22 protein-coding genes are annotated in these 22180 nt (G+C 37.2%); 17 read left to right on the top strand and 5 right to left on the bottom strand.

What is annotated here, in order from left to right; all coding sequences use genetic code 11:
* The first annotated feature begins 253 nt into the window (after window positions 1-253).
* From GJU39_RS13370 to GJU39_RS13315, 12 genes are all read left to right on the top strand, one after another.
* Complete coding sequence (locus GJU39_RS13370) at window positions 254-1225, top strand: polyprenyl synthetase family protein (protein ID WP_154281289.1); 972 nt, start codon at window positions 254-256, stop codon at window positions 1223-1225.
* Window positions 1225-2271 carry a TerC/Alx family metal homeostasis membrane protein gene (locus GJU39_RS13365; RefSeq protein ID WP_154281287.1) on the top strand — a complete coding sequence of 349 codons (1047 nt, stop codon included), beginning with the start codon at window positions 1225-1227 and terminating at the stop codon, window positions 2269-2271. The genes GJU39_RS13370 and GJU39_RS13365 overlap by 1 nt, the downstream gene beginning before the upstream one ends.
* A gap of 6 nt (window positions 2272-2277) precedes the next feature.
* Window positions 2278-2661 (top strand): hypothetical protein, encoded by a 384-nt coding sequence (locus GJU39_RS13360; protein WP_154281286.1) that lies wholly within the window; start codon window positions 2278-2280, stop codon window positions 2659-2661.
* A gap of 461 nt (window positions 2662-3122) precedes the next feature.
* Window positions 3123-4571 (top strand): M20/M25/M40 family metallo-hydrolase, encoded by a 1449-nt coding sequence (locus GJU39_RS13355; protein WP_154281284.1) that lies wholly within the window; start codon window positions 3123-3125, stop codon window positions 4569-4571.
* An 810-nt stretch (window positions 4572-5381) separates the two neighbouring features.
* Window positions 5382-6698, top strand: coding sequence for an adenosylhomocysteinase (ahcY, locus tag GJU39_RS13350; RefSeq protein ID WP_154281282.1), 1317 nt, complete (start codon window positions 5382-5384; stop codon window positions 6696-6698).
* Window positions 6699-7068: 370 nt separating this feature from the next.
* Complete coding sequence (locus GJU39_RS13345; protein ID WP_154281280.1) at window positions 7069-7404, top strand: DUF6370 family protein; 336 nt, start codon at window positions 7069-7071, stop codon at window positions 7402-7404.
* 170 nt (window positions 7405-7574) lie between these two features.
* Entirely contained in the window at window positions 7575-10388 is a 2814-nt protein-coding gene (locus tag GJU39_RS13340) for a TonB-dependent receptor (protein ID WP_154281278.1), read from the top strand.
* Window positions 10389-10674: 286 nt separating this feature from the next.
* Window positions 10675-11088 carry a 30S ribosomal protein S12 gene (rpsL, locus tag GJU39_RS13335; RefSeq protein ID WP_012780770.1) on the top strand — a complete coding sequence of 138 codons (414 nt, stop codon included), beginning with the start codon at window positions 10675-10677 and terminating at the stop codon, window positions 11086-11088.
* Window positions 11089-11105: 17 nt separating this feature from the next.
* Window positions 11106-11573 carry a 30S ribosomal protein S7 gene (gene rpsG, locus GJU39_RS13330; protein ID WP_154281276.1) on the top strand — a complete coding sequence of 156 codons (468 nt, stop codon included), beginning with the start codon at window positions 11106-11108 and terminating at the stop codon, window positions 11571-11573.
* Window positions 11574-11668: 95 nt separating this feature from the next.
* The gene (gene fusA, locus GJU39_RS13325) at window positions 11669-13783 is read left to right on the top strand and encodes an elongation factor G (protein ID WP_154281274.1); all 2115 of its coding nucleotides are present in this window, start codon (window positions 11669-11671) and stop codon (window positions 13781-13783) included.
* A gap of 139 nt (window positions 13784-13922) precedes the next feature.
* Window positions 13923-14228, top strand: a complete 306-nt coding sequence (rpsJ, locus tag GJU39_RS13320) for a 30S ribosomal protein S10 (RefSeq protein WP_008244591.1) — start codon at window positions 13923-13925, stop codon at window positions 14226-14228.
* A gap of 73 nt (window positions 14229-14301) precedes the next feature.
* Window positions 14302-14571 carry a hypothetical protein gene (locus GJU39_RS13315; RefSeq protein WP_154281272.1) on the top strand — a complete coding sequence of 90 codons (270 nt, stop codon included), beginning with the start codon at window positions 14302-14304 and terminating at the stop codon, window positions 14569-14571.
* Window positions 14572-14575: 4 nt separating this feature from the next.
* Here GJU39_RS13315 and GJU39_RS13310 read toward each other — a convergent pair whose 3' ends face one another.
* Window positions 14576-15232, bottom strand: coding sequence for a response regulator (locus tag GJU39_RS13310; RefSeq protein ID WP_154281270.1), 657 nt, complete (start codon window positions 15230-15232; stop codon window positions 14576-14578).
* Between the two features lie 336 nt (window positions 15233-15568).
* On the opposite strand from GJU39_RS13310, the gene GJU39_RS13305 reads away from it, so the two are divergent.
* Entirely contained in the window at window positions 15569-15853 is a 285-nt protein-coding gene (locus tag GJU39_RS13305; protein ID WP_154281268.1) for a hypothetical protein, read from the top strand.
* A gap of 162 nt (window positions 15854-16015) precedes the next feature.
* On the opposite strand, the gene GJU39_RS13300 is transcribed toward GJU39_RS13305, so the two are convergent.
* The 3 genes from GJU39_RS13300 to GJU39_RS13290 all read right to left on the bottom strand — a co-directional run bounded on the left by GJU39_RS13300 (window position 16016) and on the right by GJU39_RS13290 (window position 17144).
* Entirely contained in the window at window positions 16016-16210 is a 195-nt protein-coding gene (locus tag GJU39_RS13300) for a YtxH domain-containing protein (RefSeq protein WP_154281267.1), read from the bottom strand.
* Window positions 16211-16219: 9 nt separating this feature from the next.
* The gene (locus GJU39_RS13295) at window positions 16220-16606 is read right to left on the bottom strand and encodes a hypothetical protein (RefSeq protein ID WP_154281266.1); all 387 of its coding nucleotides are present in this window, start codon (window positions 16604-16606) and stop codon (window positions 16220-16222) included.
* A 109-nt stretch (window positions 16607-16715) separates the two neighbouring features.
* On the bottom strand, window positions 16716-17144 hold the full coding sequence (locus GJU39_RS13290; protein ID WP_245227873.1) for a hypothetical protein: 429 nt from the start codon (window positions 17142-17144) through the stop codon (window positions 16716-16718).
* 348 nt (window positions 17145-17492) lie between these two features.
* On the opposite strand from GJU39_RS13290, the gene dgt reads away from it, so the two are divergent.
* The gene (gene dgt, locus GJU39_RS13285; protein WP_154281265.1) at window positions 17493-18836 is read left to right on the top strand and encodes a dGTP triphosphohydrolase; all 1344 of its coding nucleotides are present in this window, start codon (window positions 17493-17495) and stop codon (window positions 18834-18836) included.
* An 11-nt stretch (window positions 18837-18847) separates the two neighbouring features.
* Window positions 18848-19486, top strand: coding sequence for a YiiX/YebB-like N1pC/P60 family cysteine hydrolase (locus GJU39_RS13280; protein WP_154281264.1), 639 nt, complete (start codon window positions 18848-18850; stop codon window positions 19484-19486).
* A gap of 32 nt (window positions 19487-19518) precedes the next feature.
* Here the strand turns inward: GJU39_RS13280 and GJU39_RS13275 are convergent, their stop codons facing one another.
* Window positions 19519-20130 (bottom strand): BAR domain-containing protein, encoded by a 612-nt coding sequence (locus tag GJU39_RS13275; protein ID WP_154281263.1) that lies wholly within the window; start codon window positions 20128-20130, stop codon window positions 19519-19521.
* Between the two features lie 172 nt (window positions 20131-20302).
* Between GJU39_RS13275 and GJU39_RS13270 the strand changes: the two genes are divergently transcribed.
* Complete coding sequence (locus tag GJU39_RS13270; RefSeq protein ID WP_154281262.1) at window positions 20303-21559, top strand: prephenate dehydrogenase; 1257 nt, start codon at window positions 20303-20305, stop codon at window positions 21557-21559.
* Between the two features lie 9 nt (window positions 21560-21568).
* The gene (locus GJU39_RS13265) at window positions 21569-22162 is read left to right on the top strand and encodes a hypothetical protein (protein WP_154281261.1); all 594 of its coding nucleotides are present in this window, start codon (window positions 21569-21571) and stop codon (window positions 22160-22162) included.
* Window positions 22163-22180 lie beyond the last annotated feature (18 nt).

The following is a 22180-nucleotide window of genomic DNA, read 5'->3' as shown; positions in this document are numbered from 1 at the left end:
TGAACGATTAAAGTAAACTTTTGAGAATTAATTTTCCAGTTGAGGGGAATTTATTTGCAGAAACTTTCCATTTAAACCTGATTGCGCCAAATAGCCCACAGCCTGAAGAATGAGGGCGAGGACTATAGGCAAAAGCAGGAGGGAAGTTATTGATAATTACTGCCGTTGCTTTCCAACCCATTATAATGCTTCATAATACATTACCTTTTTATGGGAAATTAGCTTAAGTTTGCAATCAAAATTTTTCGACTTAATGCCGGGAATCGAACAGATAAAAAAACCTATTGCAGCAGATATTAAAGCGTTTGAAAAAACGTTCAAGGAGTCTATGCATAGCGATGCGCCATTGCTGGATAGGATTACCCACTATATTGTAAAACAAAAAGGCAAACAAATGCGACCAATGTTCGTGTTTTTTGCTGCGAAGTTATGTGGCGGAATTACTGAATCTACCCATCGTGGGGCTGCTTTGGTTGAGTTATTACATACTGCAACGTTGGTGCATGATGATGTGGTGGATAATGCTTACGAACGCCGTGGCTTTTTCTCTATTAATGCGCTTTGGAAGAATAAGATTGCTGTACTGGTTGGCGATTTTTTGCTTGCAAAAGGATTGCTGCTTTCGGTAAACAATAATGAACATAGATTGTTGCAGATTGTATCTGAAGCTGTTAAGCAGATGAGCGAAGGCGAGTTGCTGCAAATTGAAAAAGTGCGCAGAATGGATATTTCAGAAGAACTTTATTTTGATGTGATCCGTCAGAAAACGGCTTCTTTAATTGCTTCTTGTTGTGCTGCGGGAGCGGCTTCTGCTGGCGCTGATGATGCAGTAATTGAAAAAATGCGCTTATTTGGCGAAAAAGTAGGGATCGCTTTTCAGATTAAGGATGATACTTTTGATTTTGGAACTGACGATGTGGGGAAGCCTTTGGGCATTGATATCAAGGAAAAGAAGGTAACACTTCCGCTGATTTATGCTTTAAATAGAGCCGAAAAAACAGAACGAAAACGAATCATCAACCTGGTAAAAAACCATCAGGATGATCCGGTAAAAATTCAACAAATTATAGATTTTGTAAATGGACACGAGGGTGTTTATTATGCAAACGAGAAAATGTTACAATACCAGAATGAGGCTTTTGATATTCTGAATCAGTTCGATGCAGGAGAAGCCAGAACAGGTTTGGAACAACTCGTACTTTATACTACCGAACGTAAAAAATAATGAGTAACGAGCTGCTTTTTAGTATTGGTTTTCTACTATTTATCGTCATCATTCTGGCTTTAGATCTGGGGCTTTTTAGTCGTAAGGAACATGTGGTAAGTTTGAAGCAAGCGGGAATCATGAGTGTGATCATGGTGGCTTTTGCGATAGGCTTTTATTTCGTTTTATTGACTGAAGGGCATCAGTTACACGGGATTACCGATTTTGCCCGTCTTCAGGAAATCGTTACGAAACACCAGCACCATATCAAGCTGATTCCAAATGACTTTGAAGCTAGTCTTGGTGTTTATAAAAAGAATTTAGGTTTAGAGTTTCTTACTGGATACGTAATTGAATATGCTTTATCTGTAGATAATATCTTCGTTATCGTATTGATTTTTTCTGCATTTGCAGTGGAAGAAAAATACTATCACCGAGTGCTTTTCTGGGGAATCTTGGGCGCGATCATTATGCGTTTCATCTTCATTTTTGTAGGTGCGGCGTTAATTACCAAATTTGCCTGGATTCTCTATATTTTCGGAGCCTTCCTCGTATTTACTGGTGTTAAGATGTTTTTCAGCAAAGAAGAAGATGAGAAAATTGATCCGGAAAATCACCCCGTAGTGAAATGGGCTTCCAAGATTTTTTCTATTCACCCAAGATATGAGGGAAAAAATTTCTTTGTTAAGATTGATCACAAAACACTTGTAACGCCACTTTTCTTGGTTTTACTTATTGTAGAATTTACAGATTTATTGTTTGCCGTAGATTCTATTCCCGCTATTTTCGCAGTTACAAAAGATCCATATATTGTGTTCTTCTCTAATATATTTGCCATTATGGGCTTGCGTTCAATGTTCTTTTTATTGGTGAATATTATCCATAAATTTCATTACTTAAAAACTGGCTTGGCCGTATTACTTGCTTTTATCGGAGTAAAAATGTTAGGTCATGTTTACCTGGAAAAGCTAGGTTTTACCACACAGCATTCGCTGATTATCATCGTGAGTATTCTCGTGATTAGCGTGGTAGCTTCACTTGTTTTTCCGAAGAAAACTGCTCATTAAAGTTCATTGCTAGATTTTGATTGCCGTCAGCTGAAGCAGACTGCCATGAAATGGATGATGCAAATAGCGATTGTTTATAACGATTGGTCTAGGTTCATCGCCATTGATTTCAACCAATGGCCTCAATTGTTAAATTGCTATAATTTTGGTTGCCGTCAGCTGAAGCAGACTGCCATGAAATGGATGATGCAAATAGCGATTGTTTATAACGATTGGTCTAGGTTCATCGCCATTGGTTTCTACCAACGGCCTCAATTGTTAAATTGCTATAATTTTGGTTGCCGTCAGCTGAAGCAGACTGCCATGAAATGGATGGTGCCTATAGCGATTGTTTATAACGATTGGTCTAGGTTCATCGCCATTGGTTTCAACCAACGGCTTATCTTTTAAATTTTATAGTTGTCGGTTGTCGTCAGCTGAAGCAGACTGCCATGAAATGGATGGTGCAAATAGCGATTGTTTATAACGATTGGTCTAGGTTCATCGCCATTGGTTTCAACCAATGGCCTCAATTGTTAAATTGCTATAATTTTGGTTGCCGTCAGCTGAAGCAGACTGCCATGAAATGGATGGTGCCTATAGCGATAGTTTTATAGATTGGTCTAGGTTCATCGCTATTGGTTTCAACCAATGGCCTCAATTGCCTGAATGAGCTTTTGCTTTCAGCAAGCAAAAGCAACTGCGATGAAATAGATAATGCCTATAGCGATAGTTTTAGAGCGATTTGTCTGGCAATCTTTTAATTTTAACCAATCAATTATTGAATCTACATTTGAATCAACGCAAAATCTACGTTACAGCACAAAAAACTGTCTGGTAAATTTGTAATTTCAGCGCACAAACTACTCTAAATGAAATATTTTTTTTTAGCAGCACTGATCTGCAGTGTTTTATTTACCAATGCTCAAGACCAATTCGGCGATGTTTTCAAAAAAATCAATAGCGATGTGCAGCAAAATTCTAAAGCATATCAAACACTAAAATACGAAACCGAAACTATTGGCCACCGATTAACAGGGTCGGAAAATGGTGCAAAGGCCGAACAATACGCCTATGATCTATTAAAATCTTACGGCTGCGAAGTTAAATTTCAACCGTTTGAAGTGGAAAGTTGGGCCAGAAAAACGATTCTGGTAGAAATAGGAGCAGATAAAAGTAATTTAGCAAAGATGAAAGCAGTGACATTGGCACATTCGCCAGTTAATGCTAAAATCACTGCGGAAATCGTAGATGCAGGTAACGGAATGGAAGCCGACTATCAAGTTGACCCAGCTAAATTTAAGGGTAAAATTGCGTTAATATATTTAGGAGTTTTGCCGGGTTCGCCTGCCGGAACAAAATCACTTCATCGCTCAGAGAAGACTGCAATTGCTACGAAATATGGCGCAACTGGAGTAATCATTATCAATACAGTTAAAAATAGCGTCTTATTAACGGGTACAGCATCTGTAACCGGGAAGCTAATTCCGATTCCGGCAGTATGTATTGGCTTGGAAGATGGAATGGCATTGAAGGAAAAAATTAAAAGCCAGCCACAAACGGCTCATATAGTCATGACAAATTTTTCAGGGTTAATTAAAGCCAGAAATGTAGTGGCTACATTTAGAGGAACGGAGATACCCAAAGATAAAATTGTAGTTGGCGGGCATTTGGATAGCTGGGATCTGGCAACTGGCGCGATTGATAATGGAATTGGCTCTTTTGCAATTATGGATATGGCCAGAACATTTAAAAAGCTAAACTTAAAGACAAAGCGTACGGTAGAATTCGTGCTGTTTATGGGTGAGGAGCAAGGTTTGTTAGGGTCTAGGGCCTATATTGATCAAGCGAAAAAAGACAAAAATCTTGATCAGGTGAAGTTCATGCTAAATTATGATATGACAAACGACCCAAAGGGATTCTCGACTTCCCGCGCGGAAATGAAAGCTTTGTTCACCTCTTGGGGAGCCGAAATTGTAAAGATTGATACCGGATTTAAAAATTTGTTTAATGCAGGCGCGGGTTTGCACAGCGATCATCAGCCATTTATGCTGGAAGGAATCCCAACCGGTGGTGGCTTTGGGGGTAAATTACCAAACAACTCCGGACCATTTTATCACTCAGACGGCGATTCTTTTCAATTAGTAGATGAGCAGGAATTGAAAAATACCGTTCGTTATAGCGCAATGCTTACCTATGCATTAGCTAACACGCCAAAAATCCCGGTCGGTGTTCAGAGCGAAGAAGAGTTGAAGACCTTCTTAGAATCTCAAAACTTGAAAGAGCCATTAACCATAGCTGGTGAGTGGCGATGGAAATAGCATTTCTGAAATTCTGTCAGCTTACTCTGGCTTTTGAAAATTAGTCAAATTAAAAGGCCGCCATGATATCGTGGCTTTTTTTTGCTATAAATCCCCAGGATTATTATAGTGTTTATCACTAGCGTCAGAGTAAATCTTTCGGTGTAAGATATTGTTATTGATAAGATTCTCTTTTTTTAATGAAGAAATAAGATATCGGCAAAGCAATAACATTACCCATATCATGTTATCATCAAGTGGCCCATTACAAGTTGTGCAAATGGTGTAGACGATTGAATAATAAGTTCCAGCTTTAATAATACTATTTTCAGTTAGTACATATCTCGTCAGCAGTACTTTCTTATTCCCACATAAGTATGAGGCCAGGATGTAGTATTGATTAACTAATAAATAACTCTCTTATAGAAGAAGTAAGGATCCCACTTTGCCATAGAAAAAATAAAATAGCTGTGCCTATCAGGATGTAGACAATACTTTCGAAATGTTTATAAAACAATGATTGCTTTGCAAACAAACTGCAGACTTTATAAGTCACCCAATGGATAACAGTAAAAATACGTTGCATGAAATAGGGAATATATATGTAAAAATAATAATTAAATTCTAATTTAGTTTTAATTATTTGATTTTTGGTTTCAGATAATAGGATAAATCAGGTTATCTTTTTTGATGGGAACAGCGTGAGATGATGAAACCCTTGTATTACTTTGCTGAACTATTTTACATTCAATAAACCAGCTTGCTCTTCTAATTATTTGGCTTTAACGAAGGGATGCCGTAACTTTGCATCACATTTAAAAACAAATAATTATGTCATCAGTAGAGACAACTTATATCCCTTACAAAGTTAAGGACATTTCACTGGCAGAATGGGGCCGTAAAGAAATCGAATTAGCCGAGGCAGAAATGCCAGGTTTGATGAGCTTACGCGAAGAATTCGGTCCATCACAACCGTTAGCAGGTGCTCGCATTGCTGGCTGTCTGCATATGACTATTCAAACGGCTGTTTTAATTGAAACATTAGTGGCCTTAGGTGCAGAAGTAACCTGGTCATCATGTAATATTTTTTCTACTCAAGATCATGCTGCTGCTGCAATTGCTGCTGCAGGTATTCAGGTTTACGCCTGGAAAGGTCTAAACGAAGAAGAATTCGATTGGTGTATTGAGCAAACTTTACACTTTGGTGCAGAGCAAAAACCATTAAACATGATTTTGGATGATGGTGGCGATTTAACCAATATGGTTTTTGATAAATATCCTGAATTAATTGCTGCAATTAAAGGTTTGTCGGAAGAAACTACTACCGGTGTTCACCGTTTATACGAAAGAATGAAAAACGGAACATTGCACTTACCGGCAATTAACGTTAACGATTCTGTAACTAAATCTAAATTCGATAACAAATACGGATGTCGCGAGTCATTAGTAGATGCAATTCGTCGTGCAACTGATGTAATGATGGCAGGTAAAGTGGCTGTTGTTTGTGGTTATGGCGATGTGGGTAAAGGTTCTGCAGAATCTTTAAGTTCACAAGGCGTACGTGTAATTGTAACAGAAATTGATCCAATCTGTGCGCTACAAGCTGCAATGGAAGGTTATGAAGTTAAAAAATTCGCGACAGCCGTTAAAGAAGCAGATATCATTGTAACCGCAACTGGTAACCGCGATATCGTTCGTGCTGAACATTTCTTAGCCATGAAAGATAAAGCGATCGTTTGTAATATCGGTCACTTCGATAACGAAATTGATGTTGCCTGGTTAAACGAAAAATATGGCTCAACTAAAGTCGAAATCAAACCACAGGTAGATAAATATACCATCGAAGGTAAAGATATCATCTTATTGGCTGAAGGTCGTTTAGTAAACTTAGGCTGTGCAACTGGTCACCCAAGTTTCGTAATGAGTAATTCATTCACCAACCAAACTTTAGCACAATTAGAACTTTGGACAAACACAGATAAATACGAAAACAAAGTTTACGTGTTACCTAAGTATTTAGATGAGAAAGTTGCGCGTTTACATTTGGCTAAAATCGGTGTAGAATTAGAGGTTTTAGATCAACAGCAGGCTGATTATATTGGTGTACCGGTAGAAGGTCCGTTCAAATCAGACGAATATCGTTACTAATAAGTCTTGGGTCCTTAGTTCGGAGTCAAGAGTCTATAATTTCAAAAGGGATGTGCATTTGCATATCCCTTTTTTGTTGTTGTCATTCTCAACCTATCGACTAACTTTTTTGGTACATAAGAAATTTGAGCTTCTATTTTTTAAACCCCTTGTTTTGTTAGATTTTTTTTGAAAACTTTAGTTTAGTAATTCTTCGGGAATTGTAGTCCTGCTTTTTGTTTAAAGCAGTGCTTAAACCTCGTAGGTTTTTAAAACCTACGAGGTTTGAATAAGAGGAGAACAAAAAAGCTTTCCATGCCAATCAGGTTTATTTTACAAATGCAATAATTCTTTTGCCTCAAAAACCGTTACATTTAAAAAAATAAATGCCATGAAAAATCTTGTTTTCTTATTTATGTTTTTGGCTTTCAGCTTTGCTGTACAAGCTCAAACCTCACCAAAGAAAGAATTGACTAATAAAATCATTACCAATCAGGTAGTGGATATTGCCTGTGGCGAATGCCAGTTTAAAATGAAAGGTAAAGATTGTGAACTTGCCGTTAAAATTGATGGCAAACCCTATTTCGTTGATGGCAAAAGTATTGATGATTTTGGTGATGCCCATGGCGAGCATGGTTTCTGCAATGCGGTAAGTAAAGCGAAAGTTTCTGGTAAAATAGTTAATAACAGGTTTCAGGCAACCGATATAAAGCTATTACCTAAATAAATAATAAACAATAGCATGCAATCCTATCGGATGTTTTGGTAAGATTTTCATTTAAAAATCTTTTTTCAGAAAAAATGAAAATGTTGTCACATTTCAGTTCTTCCTGCGTCTTATGATTGAAATTGAGCTGAGCGCTCCATCAAAAACAAACTAAAACCATCATTTCATCCATGAAAAACTATTTTATTATTCTACTATGCTTATTATCTACGAAAGTCTTCGCACAAAATGAAGTCGCTGTGATTGGCAAAGTTATCGACGATAAAACCAATACGCCATTAGCTTATGTTGGAATCATTTTAACCAGTAAAGCCGACTCCACCAAAAAAGATGGTGTGGTAACCAATAAAGAAGGTGAATTTTCATTCAGCAAGGTGCTTCCTGGAAATTATCTGATCAGGATATCTGCCATGGGTTATATCGCAGTTTCAAAGACCTTTAGTGTTAATGGTAAAGTGGTGGATTTAGGAACAATAAAATTGAAGGAAGATGCCATTGCCTTAAAGGATGTATCTGTAGCAGGGAAATACGCAACTGCCACTATAAAGAAAGATACCGTGGAGTTTAATGCTGATGCTTATAAAACTCAACCAAATGCAGCTGTGGAAGATCTATTGAAAAAATTGCCTGGCATAACCATTGATAAAGATGGGAGTATTTTGGTGCAAGGTCAAAAAGTAACCCGGCTCACGGTAGACGGGAAAGATTTTTTCGGTACTGATCCTAAAACAGCTACCAAAAATTTACCAGCTGATGTTATTGCAAAAGTACAGTTGATCGATAGTAAAACCCTTGAAGCAAAGGCTACCGGAATTGACGATGGCCAGCGGGAAAAGGTACTCAATCTAACCATTAAAGAAGATAAAAAGAATGGTTGGTTTGGGAATGCAAATTTATTTGGTGGTACAACCGGGCGGTATAATAGTTACCTAAGCGCAAATCACTTTACCAAAAAAATGCAATTTGCAATTTTAGGTATGAGCAATAATGTAAGCAACGCAAGTTTTCAATATGAAGATTTAAGCAGCTTTACCGGTGGCAATTTAGGTAATATCTTTGCCCCTCCAGGTGGTGGTGGCTTTTCAATCAATGTAAATAACGGGCGCACCACCATCGGTGGATCCGGGGTTTTTGATAATAGTGCGATGGGAGAGGTGACTACCCATAGCGGTGGATTGAATTTTAGTAACAGTTGGGGTGCAAAAGATAAACTGACGCTGAGCAGCAGTTATTTTACTTATTTCAGCAAAGGCCTGGGTACCCGGTTTTCAAATGTGCAGGATATTAATAATGATGATGTATTGAGGACGAATGAAGTTTCCAACCGCAATTCTGATAATCAGGCACATCGTTTTAATTTCAAGGTAGAATATCATCCGGATTCATTAACAGATCTCGCTTTTCGATCTAATGCGATTTTAAATTATACCACAAATATAAACAGCAGGGATTTTAATACCACCTTCGATCTTGCGGGTAAAGCAAATGATGGCAAACAGTTCCTCGATCAGCGAAATTCTACACCAGCCTTTTTTGGCGAGCTTTCAGCTACCCGCAGATTAAAAAAGGGTTCTGTTATTATCGGTCTAAACGGCAACCAAAATACCTTTAATTCCAACTGGCTAAATCAATCGATCATTAATAATTACCGTGCAGGTGGTATAGACATTACCGATCTAAATCAACAGGCAACACAAGAAAATACATCGAGAAGTACCGCTATTACCATCAATTATAACAGACCGATTATTGATAAAAAACTGAATAGTAATATCGCTTATATCCGCAATGATGGAAAAGTGAATGCCCAACAATCAACCTTAAGTTATAACCCGTTAAATAATACATATGATGCCGTTGTACCTGATCTAAGCAATTTACTGGAAAACAGAACGTGGACGCAAACCGCCAGGATAGGTTTGATCTACAACCGGACGCAATGGACCTACAATTTAGGTTTTGGCTTTCAAGAGACTGGATTAGATGCATCCGCTTATAATAGTTTTGGTGCCAATATCAATAATATTGAAAGGAAGTATTACAACATCCTGCCGAGGTTTAGTTTAAATTTTAGAAATTCTACTAATCAAACACTTCAGTTAAATTACAATGCCAACGTTAATTTGCCCTCGGTGAATGATCTTCAACCGGTTCAAAACAATACCAATCCATTGTATCGTCGTGAAGGAAATCCAGATCTGGAAGCCAGAAAAAGCCATCGCTTATCTGTAAACTTTAATACATTCAGTCCTGACAATAATAAATACTGGAATGGTTACTTCTTAATTAACTACAGTTTAGATGATGTAGGCAACAGCATTGTCTATAGAGACGGGGTTCAGTTTGTGCAACCGGTTAATGTAGATGGAAACTACTACATCAATACAGGTACAAATTTCGGTCAGCCTACAAAAATTAAAGGTTTAAGAACGGGATATGGGATCAATTTATTTGTATCACATGGTACATCGTTTATCAATAACGAGAAAAATGTTACTAACCGCTACAATTTCGGTCCCAACGCAAATATAAGTTATGATATAGATGATAAAATAAATGCCGGCATTTACATTGGCGTACAATATAGCAGGGTAAATAATTCACAGCCGGGCGCTATTGATAATAAGTATTTTAATTTCTCTAACAGCGCAAGCCTTAGCTATGAGTTTATCAAGAATACCCGTATAAGTGGTGAATTGCAGCATAATGGTACAGCTGGCAGGGCCGATGGATTCAATAATAATGTGTTTCTATTGAATGCCGGTTTTGAACAATACTTCATGAATAGAAGAATAACCCTGGCTTTAAAAGGATTTGATATTTTAAATCAAAATACGAATATAGATCGTACCATTAATGGGAGTAGGATAGAGGATATACGTTTTAATACCATCACCAGATATTTCTATCTATCGCTAAATTACAAGATCAGTAAAGCCGGAGCATCTAAAGAGAGAAGTAATCCGCGGAGTACAGTGAATTAATGGCATTGCAGAAACGTGAGTTTAGGTTGTTTTGATGAAGTTACTAACGCTTATAGGCATGATGCAAATGAGTGCTAGTAACTTGATCAACGGCAAAAGAAAAATGAACGACAAAATTACAACTCCCTAATCTTCACTGTAAACTAATAACTGCCAACTGAAAACTTTTTCCCCTAACCCCTTGATTCTTAAAAAGAATTGTTCTACTTTTGCAGTCCGTTTTATAGGCTATCTGCGAAGATGCCGGGGGAGCGGTAATTTTTTAATAAAAACATAAAAAAGCACAATGCCAACCATTCAACAATTAGTTAGAAAAGGTAGAGTAGCACTGGAGTTCAAGAGTAAGTCTCCAGCGTTGGACAGCTGTCCACAGCGAAGAGGTGTATGTACACGTGTGTACACCACTACCCCTAAAAAACCAAACTCAGCAATGCGTAAAGTAGCCCGTGTTCGTTTAACGAACGGTAAAGAGGTGAATGCATACATTCCTGGAGAAGGTCACAACTTACAGGAACACTCAATCGTATTGATCCGTGGTGGTCGTGTTAAAGATTTACCAGGTGTACGTTATCACATCATCCGTGGTGCATTAGATACATCAGGTGTTGCTGGTCGTAACCAACGTCGTTCAAAATATGGTACAAAACGCCCTAAACCAGGTCAAGTAGCTGCTGCGCCTGCAAAAGGAAAGAAAAAATAATCGGGAGGAAATAAGAAATGAGAAAGTCAAAACCAAAAAAGAGAATTATTCTTCCTGATCCAAAATTTAACGATGTTCAGGTAACTCGTTTTGTAAACAATATGATGTACGATGGAAAAAAATCTATCGCTTATGATATTTTTTACGATGCTGTTGAAATTGCTGAGAAAAAAGCAGGTGAAAACGGTTTAGAAATATTTAAACGTGCTTTAGTTAACATTATGCCAGCTGTAGAGGTTAAATCTCGCCGTGTTGGTGGTGCTAACTTCCAGGTTCCAACTGAGGTTAGACCAGAACGTAAAACAGCTCTGGGTATGAAATGGTTAATTTTATACGCTCGTCGTCGTGGTGAAAAAACCATGAAAGAGAAATTAGCTGGAGAAATCGTTGCTGCTGCTAAAGGTGAAGGCGCTGCCGTTAAGAAGAAAGAAGATACGCATAAAATGGCTGAAGCTAACAAAGCGTTCTCTCACTTCAGGTTCTAATAATAAAAATGTTTGAATGATTGAATTTTGAATGAATGAAGGTTTTTTTAACCATTCGCTCACTCTCTAATTCAATCATTCTCTAATTAAATACAATGGCAAGAGATTTAAAATTTACAAGAAATATTGGAATCGCGGCTCACATTGATGCAGGTAAAACTACAACAACAGAGCGTATTCTTTATTATGCTGGTGTAAGTCATAAAATTGGTGAAGTGCACGAAGGTGCTGCAACAATGGATTGGATGGCACAAGAGCAAGAGCGTGGTATTACCATTACCTCTGCTGCTACAACTGTTGATTGGAATTACAGAGGTCAAAAATATCATGTTAACGTTATTGATACACCAGGTCACGTGGATTTTACCGTTGAGGTAAACCGTTCGTTACGGGTGTTAGACGGATTGGTGTTTTTGTTTTCTGCTGTTGATGGTGTTGAGCCTCAATCAGAAACCAACTGGCGTTTAGCGAATAATTACAGTGTACCACGTATTGGTTTCGTTAACAAAATGGATCGTTCGGGTGCTGACTTTTTAAAAGTTGTTAAGCAGGTTAAAGATATGTTAGGTAGTAATGCAGTTCCATTGCAATTACCTATCGGTGCTGAAGACGGATTTAAAGGTGTGGTTGATTTAATTAACAACCGTGGTATTGTTTGGAATGAGCATGATAAAGGAATGACCTTTACTGAAGTGCCTATTCCTGAAGATATGATTGATGAAGTTGCAGAGTGGAGAGAGAAATTGTTAGAATCAGTTGCTGATTATGATGAGTCTTTAATGGAGAAATTCTTCGATGCACCTGATACCATTACAGAACGCGAAGTTTTAGATGCTTTACGTGCTGCGGTATTAGATGCTAAAATTGTACCTATGGTTTGTGGTTCATCTTTCAAAAACAAAGGTGTTCAAACCATGTTGGATTATGTGATGGAATTATTGCCTTCTCCTATGGATAGCGAAGGTGTTACTGGTACAAACCCTGATACTGGTGCGGAAGTTTTATTAAAACCAAGCATTAGTGAACCGTTTGCAGCTTTAGCATTTAAAATTGCAACCGATCCATTTGTAGGTCGTTTGTGTTTTATCCGTGTATACTCAGGTAACTTAGAAGCAGGTTCTTACGTATATAATTCACGTTCAGAAAGTAAAGAGCGTATTTCCCGCATCTTCCAAATGCACGCGAACAAGCAAAACCCGGTTCCGAATGTGGCTGCTGGTGATATTGCTGCAGTAGTTGGATTTAAAGATATCAAAACAGGAGATACACTTTGTGAAGAGAAAAATCCAATCGTTCTTGAATCAATGAACTTCCCTGAGCCCGTTATCGGTTTAGCTATTGAGCCTAAAACTCAGGCTGATGTTGATAAATTGGGTATTGGATTAGGTAAATTGGCTGAAGAAGATCCTACATTTAGAGTTCAGACTGATCAGGAAACTGGTCAAACTGTAATCTCTGGTATGGGTGAGCTTCACTTAGATATCTTGATTGATCGTTTAAAACGTGAATTTAAAGTAGAGGTTAACCAGGGTGCTCCACAAGTAGCTTACAAAGAAGCTATTTTCGGTACAACAACTCATCGTGAAACATACAAGAAACAATCAGGTGGTCGTGGTAAATTTGCCGATATTTCGGTAGTTATCTCCCCAATTGATGCTGATTTTGAAAAAGGTGGTTTACAATTCGTAAACGAAATTACAGGTGGTTCAATTCCACGTGAATTTATTCCTTCAGTAGAAAAAGGTTTTGCTGCTTCTATGGCAAATGGTGTATTGGCAGGTTATCCACTTCCTGATATGAAAGTTCGTTTAACGGATGGTTCATTCCACGCAGTCGATTCAGATGCTTTATCATTTGAACTTGCAGCTAAAATGGCATATCGTGAAGCTTTACCGAAATGTAAGCCAACTTTGATGGAGCCAATCATGAAAATCGAAATCTTAACACCTGAAGAAAACATGGGTGATGTTATCGGTGATATGAACCGTCGTCGTGGCCAGTTATTAGGTATGGATACCCGTAACGGATCTCAGGTAATTAAAGCAACTGTGCCACTTTCTGAAATGTTCGGTTACGTAACTCAATTACGTACAATCACTTCAGGACGTGCAACTTCTACAATGGAATTTGACCATTATGAAGCTGCGCCTAAAAATGTACAGGATGAAGTAATTGCGAAGTCAAAAGGAAGAGTAAAATCTGAAGACTAGTTAGTATTAAGATAAAAGTATCAAGTATCAAGACCTGCATGGAATCTTGATACTCGATACTAAATACTTGTTACTGAAAAAGGATAAATCCGATTTCTGTTGTTAATAGCTCTAACAGGAAATCACAATTAAAAATAAGATGAGCCAAAGAATCAGAATTAAATTAAAATCTTACGATTACAACTTAGTAGATAAATCTGCTGAGAAAATCGTAAAAACTGTTAAACCTACGGGTGCAGTTGTAAGTGGACCAATTCCACTTCCTACAGAGAAAAAAATCTTTACTGTTTTACGTTCTCCACACGTTAACAAAAAAGCTAGAGAGCAGTTTCAGTTATGCGCTTACAAACGCTTATTGGATATCTACAGCTCTAACTCTAAAACAGTTGATGCTTTAATGAAACTTGAATTACCTAGCGGTGTTGAAGTAGAAATCAAAGTTTAATTGATTTAAAAGATTAAAGAAAAGTCGTGATGAAAATCACGACTTTTTTTATGTACTATCTTTTCAAACAAAAATGATCACTATCGGTTTAATAGGCATGAATAAGCCATTGGAAGAAGAAGAAGGTTTGCCGGTAAAAGGTCAGGATTTTGCAGATCCTAAAGATGAAATAGGTAAAAAGCCTTCATCACATGGTGAAGTTGCCAATCAAAAAGGCGGTGATTTTTCAGAATTAGAGGAAAGCAGAATGGAAAATCCTCCCGAACATAGAGAGGGAAATGGATCAGGTAAAAAGGATGTAGATAGCGATACGGGTTTAGATCAGCAAAAAGGAGTAAAGTAACTGATTAGTCTATTATTCCGTTTCTCACTACGAAATTAATCAAGGCTGCAGTGTTTTTTTTACCGGTTTTATCCAGGAGATTCTGCCGGTTTCCTTCAATTGTTCGCTTACTGGTATAAAGCTTTTCAGCAATTTCACTATTGGTATAACCTTCGGCAATCAAACTCAGGATTTCTATCTCTCTTTTTGATATTTGAATATCTGATTTCGAATTTGGCTGACCACCTGCCAACGTGCTGAAATGCCTTAATAAATTGATTCCAACTGCCGAACAAATATGTTTGTATCCGATATAGGTTTGTTCGATAGCAAATACTACCTCGGCAATGGTTACATTTTTTAGCAGGTAGCCATCAGCGCCAGCATCAAACAATCTGATCATATCATTTTTGCTATCAGTTGTCGTAAATACAAGGACTTTAATCTCCGGATAATTTAACTTAATCAGCGAAGTAAGTTCCAAACCATCCATCTTATTCATTTCAATATCTGTGATAACGATATCTGGCTTGATGCCATTTTGAAGTAAGCGAAGAACTTCAATTCCATTAGCTGCTTCGCCAATTACTTTAATATTAACCTCTCTTTCCAGACGGGAAATTATTCCATTTCTTACTGTTGCCTGTCCGTCAACGATTAAAATTTTAATTGGAATCTTCAAGTTTGTAGGATATTAGTCAATCTAGTTTAACCCAAATATCGAAATAATATCAAAGTGCAAAATATGTGTTTATACTTAAAATGTAGGTATTTGTACGCCTTTAAATCATTTTAGTAAATTTAATTTTGAATACAGGTTTCGTCGTTGTGAATAGTTAAGTGAGTCTTAACCAACCATGTGGCCATTTTAAATTTCAGGAATTTATTTCATATTTTACGATGTGGCAGTTAACAAAACTAAATTGTTATACTAACTATCATACAAAATTAAATGGCAAATTGATAAACATTCTATTAACAGTGGTGTTAACAATAAAGTAACTAAAATTTATATGATATGAACACTGATAATAAAGCACATGGAGCTCAGGGAGATCATCAGAATCAAACGCCTGATCAAAATATAGAGTGGGATAATGCTGATGCTACCTACGGCCATACAATCAGCGATTCACCATTTAAAAGAAAAAACGTTCCTGATGAAAATCATATTGCTAAAGTTAATGATGCTGAAGAGGATGTAAACAGCAACTTAACAAACACAAACCTAAGTGAAGGTGAAGATTTGGCCAATAGAAACAGCGATGAAGATAAAGGCCTTGGGGGTAACCCAGAAACATAGATGTTCTTAGGTAGGTTTTACAATCTGTAACAGTTGCGAATTTTAGGCATATCAAAAGTGATAACTTAACCGTAGAAATCAAATAGTCATCACAAACAATTATTGGCTTTTGTCAATACTTTGCTTCGTTTGTAACTTAGAAATAATTAATAAACGTGTAGCTTAATATAAGCCGGTAGTTTGTTCATAATCCATCTTAATATTTCGCTTTATCGTATTTACTTCTTTAACTATTTTTGGCGCCTTCTCCATAATGTCGTCAATAACAGATTTCCCGTCTGATAACCTTTTTTTTGTTAAATAGTGAAGTACAAAAACAGAAGCTGTACCCCAAAAAATATATTTCGATAGTCCCATAATTTAAATTTATATCCCTGTATTGAGCGCATCGTCTTCGTCTCGTTGTTTTATATTAGATTTATCCTGATCATCTTTGAAATCTTCAGATGAGCTACCTGTTCCGCTTGCTGCGCTTTCTATGGTATGCCGGGTGTCAGAGCTGTTATAGGTGTCGTCGCTTAGAGAGTCTTTGCCTTGAGTACCGGTATTGTCCAGTCCATCTTTTGCTTTGATATTACCTTCATTAAAGCCATTGGCATTTTCTTCAGCAATCGGAGCTCGGCCAAAAGCGGTAACTTCATTTCCGTCATTACCTTTTTCATATTCCTTTTGAACCTCAGATTTTTTTTCACTTTTCCCCTTACCAAAATAACCTTCAGTATGCTCATCTTTATTATAAACGCTCGTTTTCATAATTTTAGTTTTAAGAAAAACAGATTAGGCCGTAAATAGTTTCTATTGATTGATCTTTGAACTGCTCCTTCATAGCGTGTGTTAAAAACGTATGCATAAGTTCTGCCTTTTAACTTTTATAAGGGAAATTCCTTGATATTTTCCGCATCATGCGCTCAACCATATCATCGGTAGAACCCAAAATATTATCATCCATTGTTTTGAAAAAACGCCACAACAATTCTCCATCTGTACCATTATTAATGGTTAAGAACATGGTGCCTGTTCCGGATTTGCCGCCGAGGCCACCAAATAATACTGCAGATGCAATTGCACCAGCTTCAGTTTTTGTCTGTTCTGTTTCAAACTTCCCGCCAATTACAGCATCTACGCCTAAAATTTTAGCAAGCTCATCCTTGGTTGTTTCATCTAGCTTATCTAAAACGCCGGCTTTTTTTAACAAAATATTAGTTTTGTTTACATCTTGAAATGCAACGGTGTAATCATCACTTTTTCTTAACAGGAAAGTGTACATGCTGGCCTGTATCGATTTCGCCATTGACAATTCTTGTGCTTTGTTAGCATCTGCATTGAAGTTCTTAGGCTGTTTGCGATAGAAATTTTCACCTCAAAAGGCAAGATAGCAACCAGTTTTTGCAATTTAACGGCCTCTTTTAATTTAGGACTTTCAAAAATTTGCTTCGAGCCTTCGAATTGTGCCTGAACAGTTGACAATAGCGCAAACAACACCGTGAGGGTTAATAAGATTTTTTTCATTTTAATTTGTTTGATTTTGGAACGAATATAAATTTTTAACTGTAAATAGGTTATATAATTACAACGATTATTTTAAATAGGAGTTTTCTGCTTTTGTTTAACTTGCGCCAAATTTTAGAGATTACATTAAATGGAGTGGAAATATTTACTTTCGAATAAAAGATTTGGGCAGGAGAGTTGGACGGGTGATCGGGATAAGGCCCGGTCAGATTTTCAAAGGGATTATGATCGCTTAATATTTTCTTCTCCATTCAGGCGCTTGCAAAATAAAACGCAGGTGTTTCCCTTGCCAGGAAGCGTTTTTGTTCATAATCGGTTAACACATAGTTTAGAGGTGGCAAGTGTAGCCCGTTCAATGGCAAACATCTTTCTCAATAACCTCGAAGAACATCAGCCTTCATTAATTAAGGAAGTGCCTTTAATTAATGAAGTCGGAAATATTGTAGCGGCGGCGGCACTTGCTCACGATCTTGGCAACCCCGCATTCGGTCATTCAGGCGAAGCCGCAATATCGAGGTATTTTACTGACGGTGACGGTCGCGTTTATGAAAAGGAAATGAAAGCATCGCAGTGGCAAGATCTCACTAATTTTGAAGGGAATGCGAACGCCATTAGAATCCTTACACATCCGTTAAAGGGAAAGGGAAATGATGCTTATGCTTTAACTTATTCAACCTTAGCGTCCATTGCCAAGTACCCTTGCGCATCAATAGCCGGGAAACAAAAAAAACTTTTACATAGAAAGAAGTATGGTTTTTTCCAGTCGGAAGAAGAAACATTCAAAAAGATTGCAACTGAACTAAGGTTAACCCGAGAGGAAAACGAATACCTGATTTACAAAAGGCATCCGTTGGTTTATTTGGTTGAAGCAGCCGATGATATTTGTTATAGTATTATTGATTTGGAAGATGCACACCGTTTAAAAATTTTATCTTACGAAGAAGTAAAAAACTATTTATTGCCTTTCTCCAATTCTAACACAATAGAAGACAGGTTAAAAAATGATTACGAAGACGATGATGCAAAAATAGGTTTACTCAGGGCAAAGGCGATTAATACGCTTACTAATATTTGCGCTGGTATCTTTTTTGATCAGCAGGAAGCTTTGTTAAAAGGTGAATTGAATTATAGCCTTACCGACCTTTTGCCAGAGCCTTATTTAACCTCGTGGAAAGCAATAGAGACGGTATCCATAGAGCGAATCTATAACTTCTCATCAGTAATACAAAAAGAGGTTGCAGGCTATAAAATTATGGCTGGTTTACTGGAAGAATTTGTTCCAGCACTGATTAATAATAATACACACTATTATCAAAAACTGGTAAAGCTTATTCCAAAGCAATACCATACCGACTTAACCGATATTTACTCCCGTACACAAAGTGTTTTAGATTTTGTTTCGGGCATGACTGATTTGTATGCGGTTGATTTATATCGCAACATTAAAGGAATATCATTTCCATCAGAAACCTAAGGATTAATTTTATGAGATTTTTTATTTTTATAAGCGGTTTTTTACTGTTTTTTCATCTTGCCAATTCACAAACGCTTCAGGTAGCTGAATTGAAAAATGGCGATTTAATCTTTGTTGGTGCCGAAAAAGACAATCTTTCCGGTGCCATTAACCGGGTTACGCAAAAAAGGGATGCTATTGCTTTTGATCATATTGGGATTATCGAAAAGCAGCCAGACTCGACATTTGTTTTGCACGCATCCTCCAAAAAAGGTTCGGTAAAGGAAAGTATTCAGCAGTTTTATCAGACACAAAAAACGGCAGACAATAAAATAATGCTCTACCGCTTAAAAGACAGTTTTCAAAGTGCTATTCCAGCGGCTTTAGCATCGGCTAAGAGAATGCTTGGAAAGCCTTACAACTGGACCTATATTCTGAATGAGGATTCTTATTATTGTTCCGATTTTATTGAGCGGTCGTTTAGAAAAGATCACATTTTTGTATTGGAGCCCATGACTTTTATTAATCCAAAAACCGGAAAAACTGACGATTTTTGGATTAACTTTTACAAAAAACAGAACCTTGAAGTTCCGGAAGGTAAACTCGGTTGTAATCCGAATGGCTTAGCTGCCAGTAATAAGTTGATGTTATTAGGTAATTTTATCAATTAACGTTCAGCTAATTGATAAAACTGGATAAGCGGTTACCTGCCTCTTGCATCGTCCCATTTATTCCTTTCATCTTGCAATTCCCTGGCGAGCCTCATTTCCTTATCTTTTGCCTTCACCTTGTGTGTTTGAAATTCATCTGCAACTTCCTGGTAAAGTTGAGTCCGGTAAGCAGCTTCTTTACGGTATTTTCCAGACTGGAATATTACGATCGCCAAGCCAGCGCTTAAAAAGATAATAATTGCCCAAACAAGGGTATTGTATGTTCCTTTATTGAAAGAAATGCCCAGAAAACTGATTTCATTTACAGATGCGGTTGCATTTGCCAATGAACTTTCCTTACCAGTTACTTCACCTTTTAAACTGGCTATATTTTCACTTTGTGATTTAATTTCCTGTCTGGCTTCACCGAGTTGTTTCCGCTCTTTTCTCAAAGTATCGTTAACGCTTTTCCAAAATGACGCTAATTTGGATGGATTAATCAATTTTGCACCATATAAACTTTTAGATTTTTTCAACATAAAATTGTACTGGCCACTTAAAGAAGGGTCCGTATTTCTTGAAGTGTCTTGTTTAGTTTGCCCAAATGCAATGTTTACGAATAGCATAACCGCTAAAAACAATAGGGTTGGTTTAAGTTTCTGCATAGTTTAAATAATAGGTGTTAAAGTGTAAAACTACATTTTTATACAATTACAAGGCAATCTAATTTTACTTTTTGCCCTGTAGTTCTAACAAAATTGATTTTATCTGATTTATAAATTAACAATTTTATCTGGGTTTTATTATAAATTAATCGTGATAGATTACATTTGCTGCATGCAAATAGGAATTATCGGTTTAGGCGATATGGGTAAATTGTATGCCGTATCGTTTGCAGGTGCTGGTTATAGAGTATGTGGAGCAGATATGCCCTTGCGTTTTGCCGAATTAAAAAGTGAACTCGAACCAAAAGGTGTTGAAGTTTTATTAGACGGACATGAGGTAGCAAGAAAATCAGACTTTATCATTTATTGTGTAGAAGCAGAGAAAATAGATGAAGTGGTGGCAACCTTCGCCCGGTCGACAAAGTTCGGTGCAATCGTTTCCGGCCAAACCTCAGTTAAACACCCTGAAATTGCAGCATTCGAAAAACATTTACCAGCCGATACACAGATTGTAACCTGTCACTCTTTACATGGCCCGGCATTTAGTCCCGAAGGGCAAACGCTTGTAGTGGTTCGTCACCGTGCTACAGACGAAGTTTATGGGCAGGCACTGGAAATTTACAAGTCATTAAAATCGAACATCATTGAGATGGATGATTATCGTGAACACGATAGAATTGTTGCCGACACGCAGGCGGTAACCCATATGGGTTTTGAAAGTATGGGGTCTGCCTGGAAAAATGCAGGCTTTTTTCCATGGGATAATCCAGCTTATTCCGGAGGAATAGACAATGTCAAAATTTTAACTACACTGAGAATTTTTAGCTATAAATCTCACATTTATGCAGGCTTGGCCATTTTAAATCCTTATGCTCAAAAGCAGGTTAAATATTATGCGCAGGCAGAATCTGAGCTTTATAAATTAATGATTTGCGAAAATGAAACGGAATTCAGGGCGAAAATTTACGCAGCCAGAGATTTTGTGTTTCATGAAAGCCGTACCCTTTTACTTTTGGATGATAACATTATGAAAGAATTTAGTCTTTCTGATGCTAATCATAAACAAAAACCAAATTCTCATTTAAGTTTATTAAGCATGGTTTATGCCTGGTATAAAATGGGCGTAAACCCTTACGATAACCTGATCTGCCAAACGCCACCTTTTAAATTGAGGTTGGGCATTGCCGAATATCTTTTCAAGAATGAAGAAATGTTAGAGGAGTCGATTAATACTGCTTTATATGATAAATCTATTCGTGGAGATGATTTGGAATTTCACACGGCGGTGCATGAGTGGGCATCGATTATTGGCTATGGCGATTTAAAAGGTTACAAAGAACATTTCGAAGCGGCCAAATCATTCTTCGCCAACCGTTTAAATGATGGAAGAGATTTAAGTGCCGAAATGATTAAAAGGCTGGGCAAGTAATTATTCTATATGAAAACCATTTTGAATAAACCTGAACTGGTTTCGATGTTGCAGCAACAATTAAAAGATATCGAAATACTTTGTGGTGAATATGATCAGGGAAACGAAGCGGTTATTTCTTTAATTGCTGAAAGAATAATGGTGATTTTTCATAATACTGATCATTCGAAAGCATTGTTGGGACAACTTAAACTAAGCCACCTCGAAATGTATTGCAGTTCGGAAGTTTATAATCCTAAAAGTCTCACCAATTTTATCGGTTTATTAAAATTAATGCATAAGGTGGGGAAGGGTTGGGACTATACTGCCAAGTTAGATCGTTCTGTTTTAACAACGGTATCACAAGAAAACTGGTGGAACAATAAAAAGGTGATTATCGATTCGGATGGTATTGCTTTTGCAAGAGGCAAAATAATTAAATCGTTGGCCAATGCCGAGCCTTTGGTGTTAAATACATCAGGCTGGACGGTAAAAGATACTGAAGGCAATAAATCGACCATTAACCCAATCCCTGAAACGGTGAGACAAATTGCTTTTGAACTGTTGGAGAGTTTTGAGCATGTTGATTTGAATCAGGAAAGTAAATTGCATTATAAATTATAGAATGAGTGATTTTTGAAT

Source organism: Pedobacter petrophilus, assembly GCF_009674725.1.
Taxonomy (GTDB): Bacteria; Bacteroidota; Bacteroidia; order Sphingobacteriales; family Sphingobacteriaceae; genus Pedobacter; species Pedobacter petrophilus.
This window is presented reverse-complemented; position numbering and strand designations above follow the sequence as displayed.

Bases quoted from the DNA above. Each gene is read 5' to 3' on its own strand.
- GJU39_RS13370 (WP_154281289.1), top strand. From the start codon at position 254: ATGCCGGGAATCGAACAGATAAAAAAACCTATTGCAGCAGATATTAAA.
- GJU39_RS13365 (WP_154281287.1), top strand. From the start codon at position 1,225: ATGAGTAACGAGCTGCTTTTTAGTATTGGTTTTCTACTATTTATCGTC.
- GJU39_RS13355 (WP_154281284.1), top strand. From the start codon at position 3,123: ATGAAATATTTTTTTTTAGCAGCACTGATCTGCAGTGTTTTATTTACC.
- ahcY (WP_154281282.1), top strand. From the start codon at position 5,382: ATGTCATCAGTAGAGACAACTTATATCCCTTACAAAGTTAAGGACATT.
- GJU39_RS13345 (WP_154281280.1), top strand. From the start codon at position 7,069: ATGAAAAATCTTGTTTTCTTATTTATGTTTTTGGCTTTCAGCTTTGCT.
- GJU39_RS13340 (WP_154281278.1), top strand. From the start codon at position 7,575: ATGAAAAACTATTTTATTATTCTACTATGCTTATTATCTACGAAAGTC.
- rpsL (WP_012780770.1), top strand. From the start codon at position 10,675: ATGCCAACCATTCAACAATTAGTTAGAAAAGGTAGAGTAGCACTGGAG.
- rpsG (WP_154281276.1), top strand. From the start codon at position 11,106: ATGAGAAAGTCAAAACCAAAAAAGAGAATTATTCTTCCTGATCCAAAA.
- fusA (WP_154281274.1), top strand. From the start codon at position 11,669: ATGGCAAGAGATTTAAAATTTACAAGAAATATTGGAATCGCGGCTCAC.
- rpsJ (WP_008244591.1), top strand. From the start codon at position 13,923: ATGAGCCAAAGAATCAGAATTAAATTAAAATCTTACGATTACAACTTA.
- GJU39_RS13315 (WP_154281272.1), top strand. From the start codon at position 14,302: ATGATCACTATCGGTTTAATAGGCATGAATAAGCCATTGGAAGAAGAA.
- GJU39_RS13305 (WP_154281268.1), top strand. From the start codon at position 15,569: ATGAACACTGATAATAAAGCACATGGAGCTCAGGGAGATCATCAGAAT.
- GJU39_RS13300 (WP_154281267.1), bottom strand. From the start codon at position 16,210: ATGGGACTATCGAAATATATTTTTTGGGGTACAGCTTCTGTTTTTGTA.
- GJU39_RS13295 (WP_154281266.1), bottom strand. From the start codon at position 16,606: ATGAAAACGAGCGTTTATAATAAAGATGAGCATACTGAAGGTTATTTT.
- GJU39_RS13290 (WP_245227873.1), bottom strand. From the start codon at position 17,144: ATGGCGAAATCGATACAGGCCAGCATGTACACTTTCCTGTTAAGAAAA.
- dgt (WP_154281265.1), top strand. From the start codon at position 17,493: ATGGAGTGGAAATATTTACTTTCGAATAAAAGATTTGGGCAGGAGAGT.
- GJU39_RS13280 (WP_154281264.1), top strand. From the start codon at position 18,848: ATGAGATTTTTTATTTTTATAAGCGGTTTTTTACTGTTTTTTCATCTT.
- GJU39_RS13275 (WP_154281263.1), bottom strand. From the start codon at position 20,130: ATGCAGAAACTTAAACCAACCCTATTGTTTTTAGCGGTTATGCTATTC.
- GJU39_RS13270 (WP_154281262.1), top strand. From the start codon at position 20,303: ATGCAAATAGGAATTATCGGTTTAGGCGATATGGGTAAATTGTATGCC.
- GJU39_RS13265 (WP_154281261.1), top strand. From the start codon at position 21,569: ATGAAAACCATTTTGAATAAACCTGAACTGGTTTCGATGTTGCAGCAA.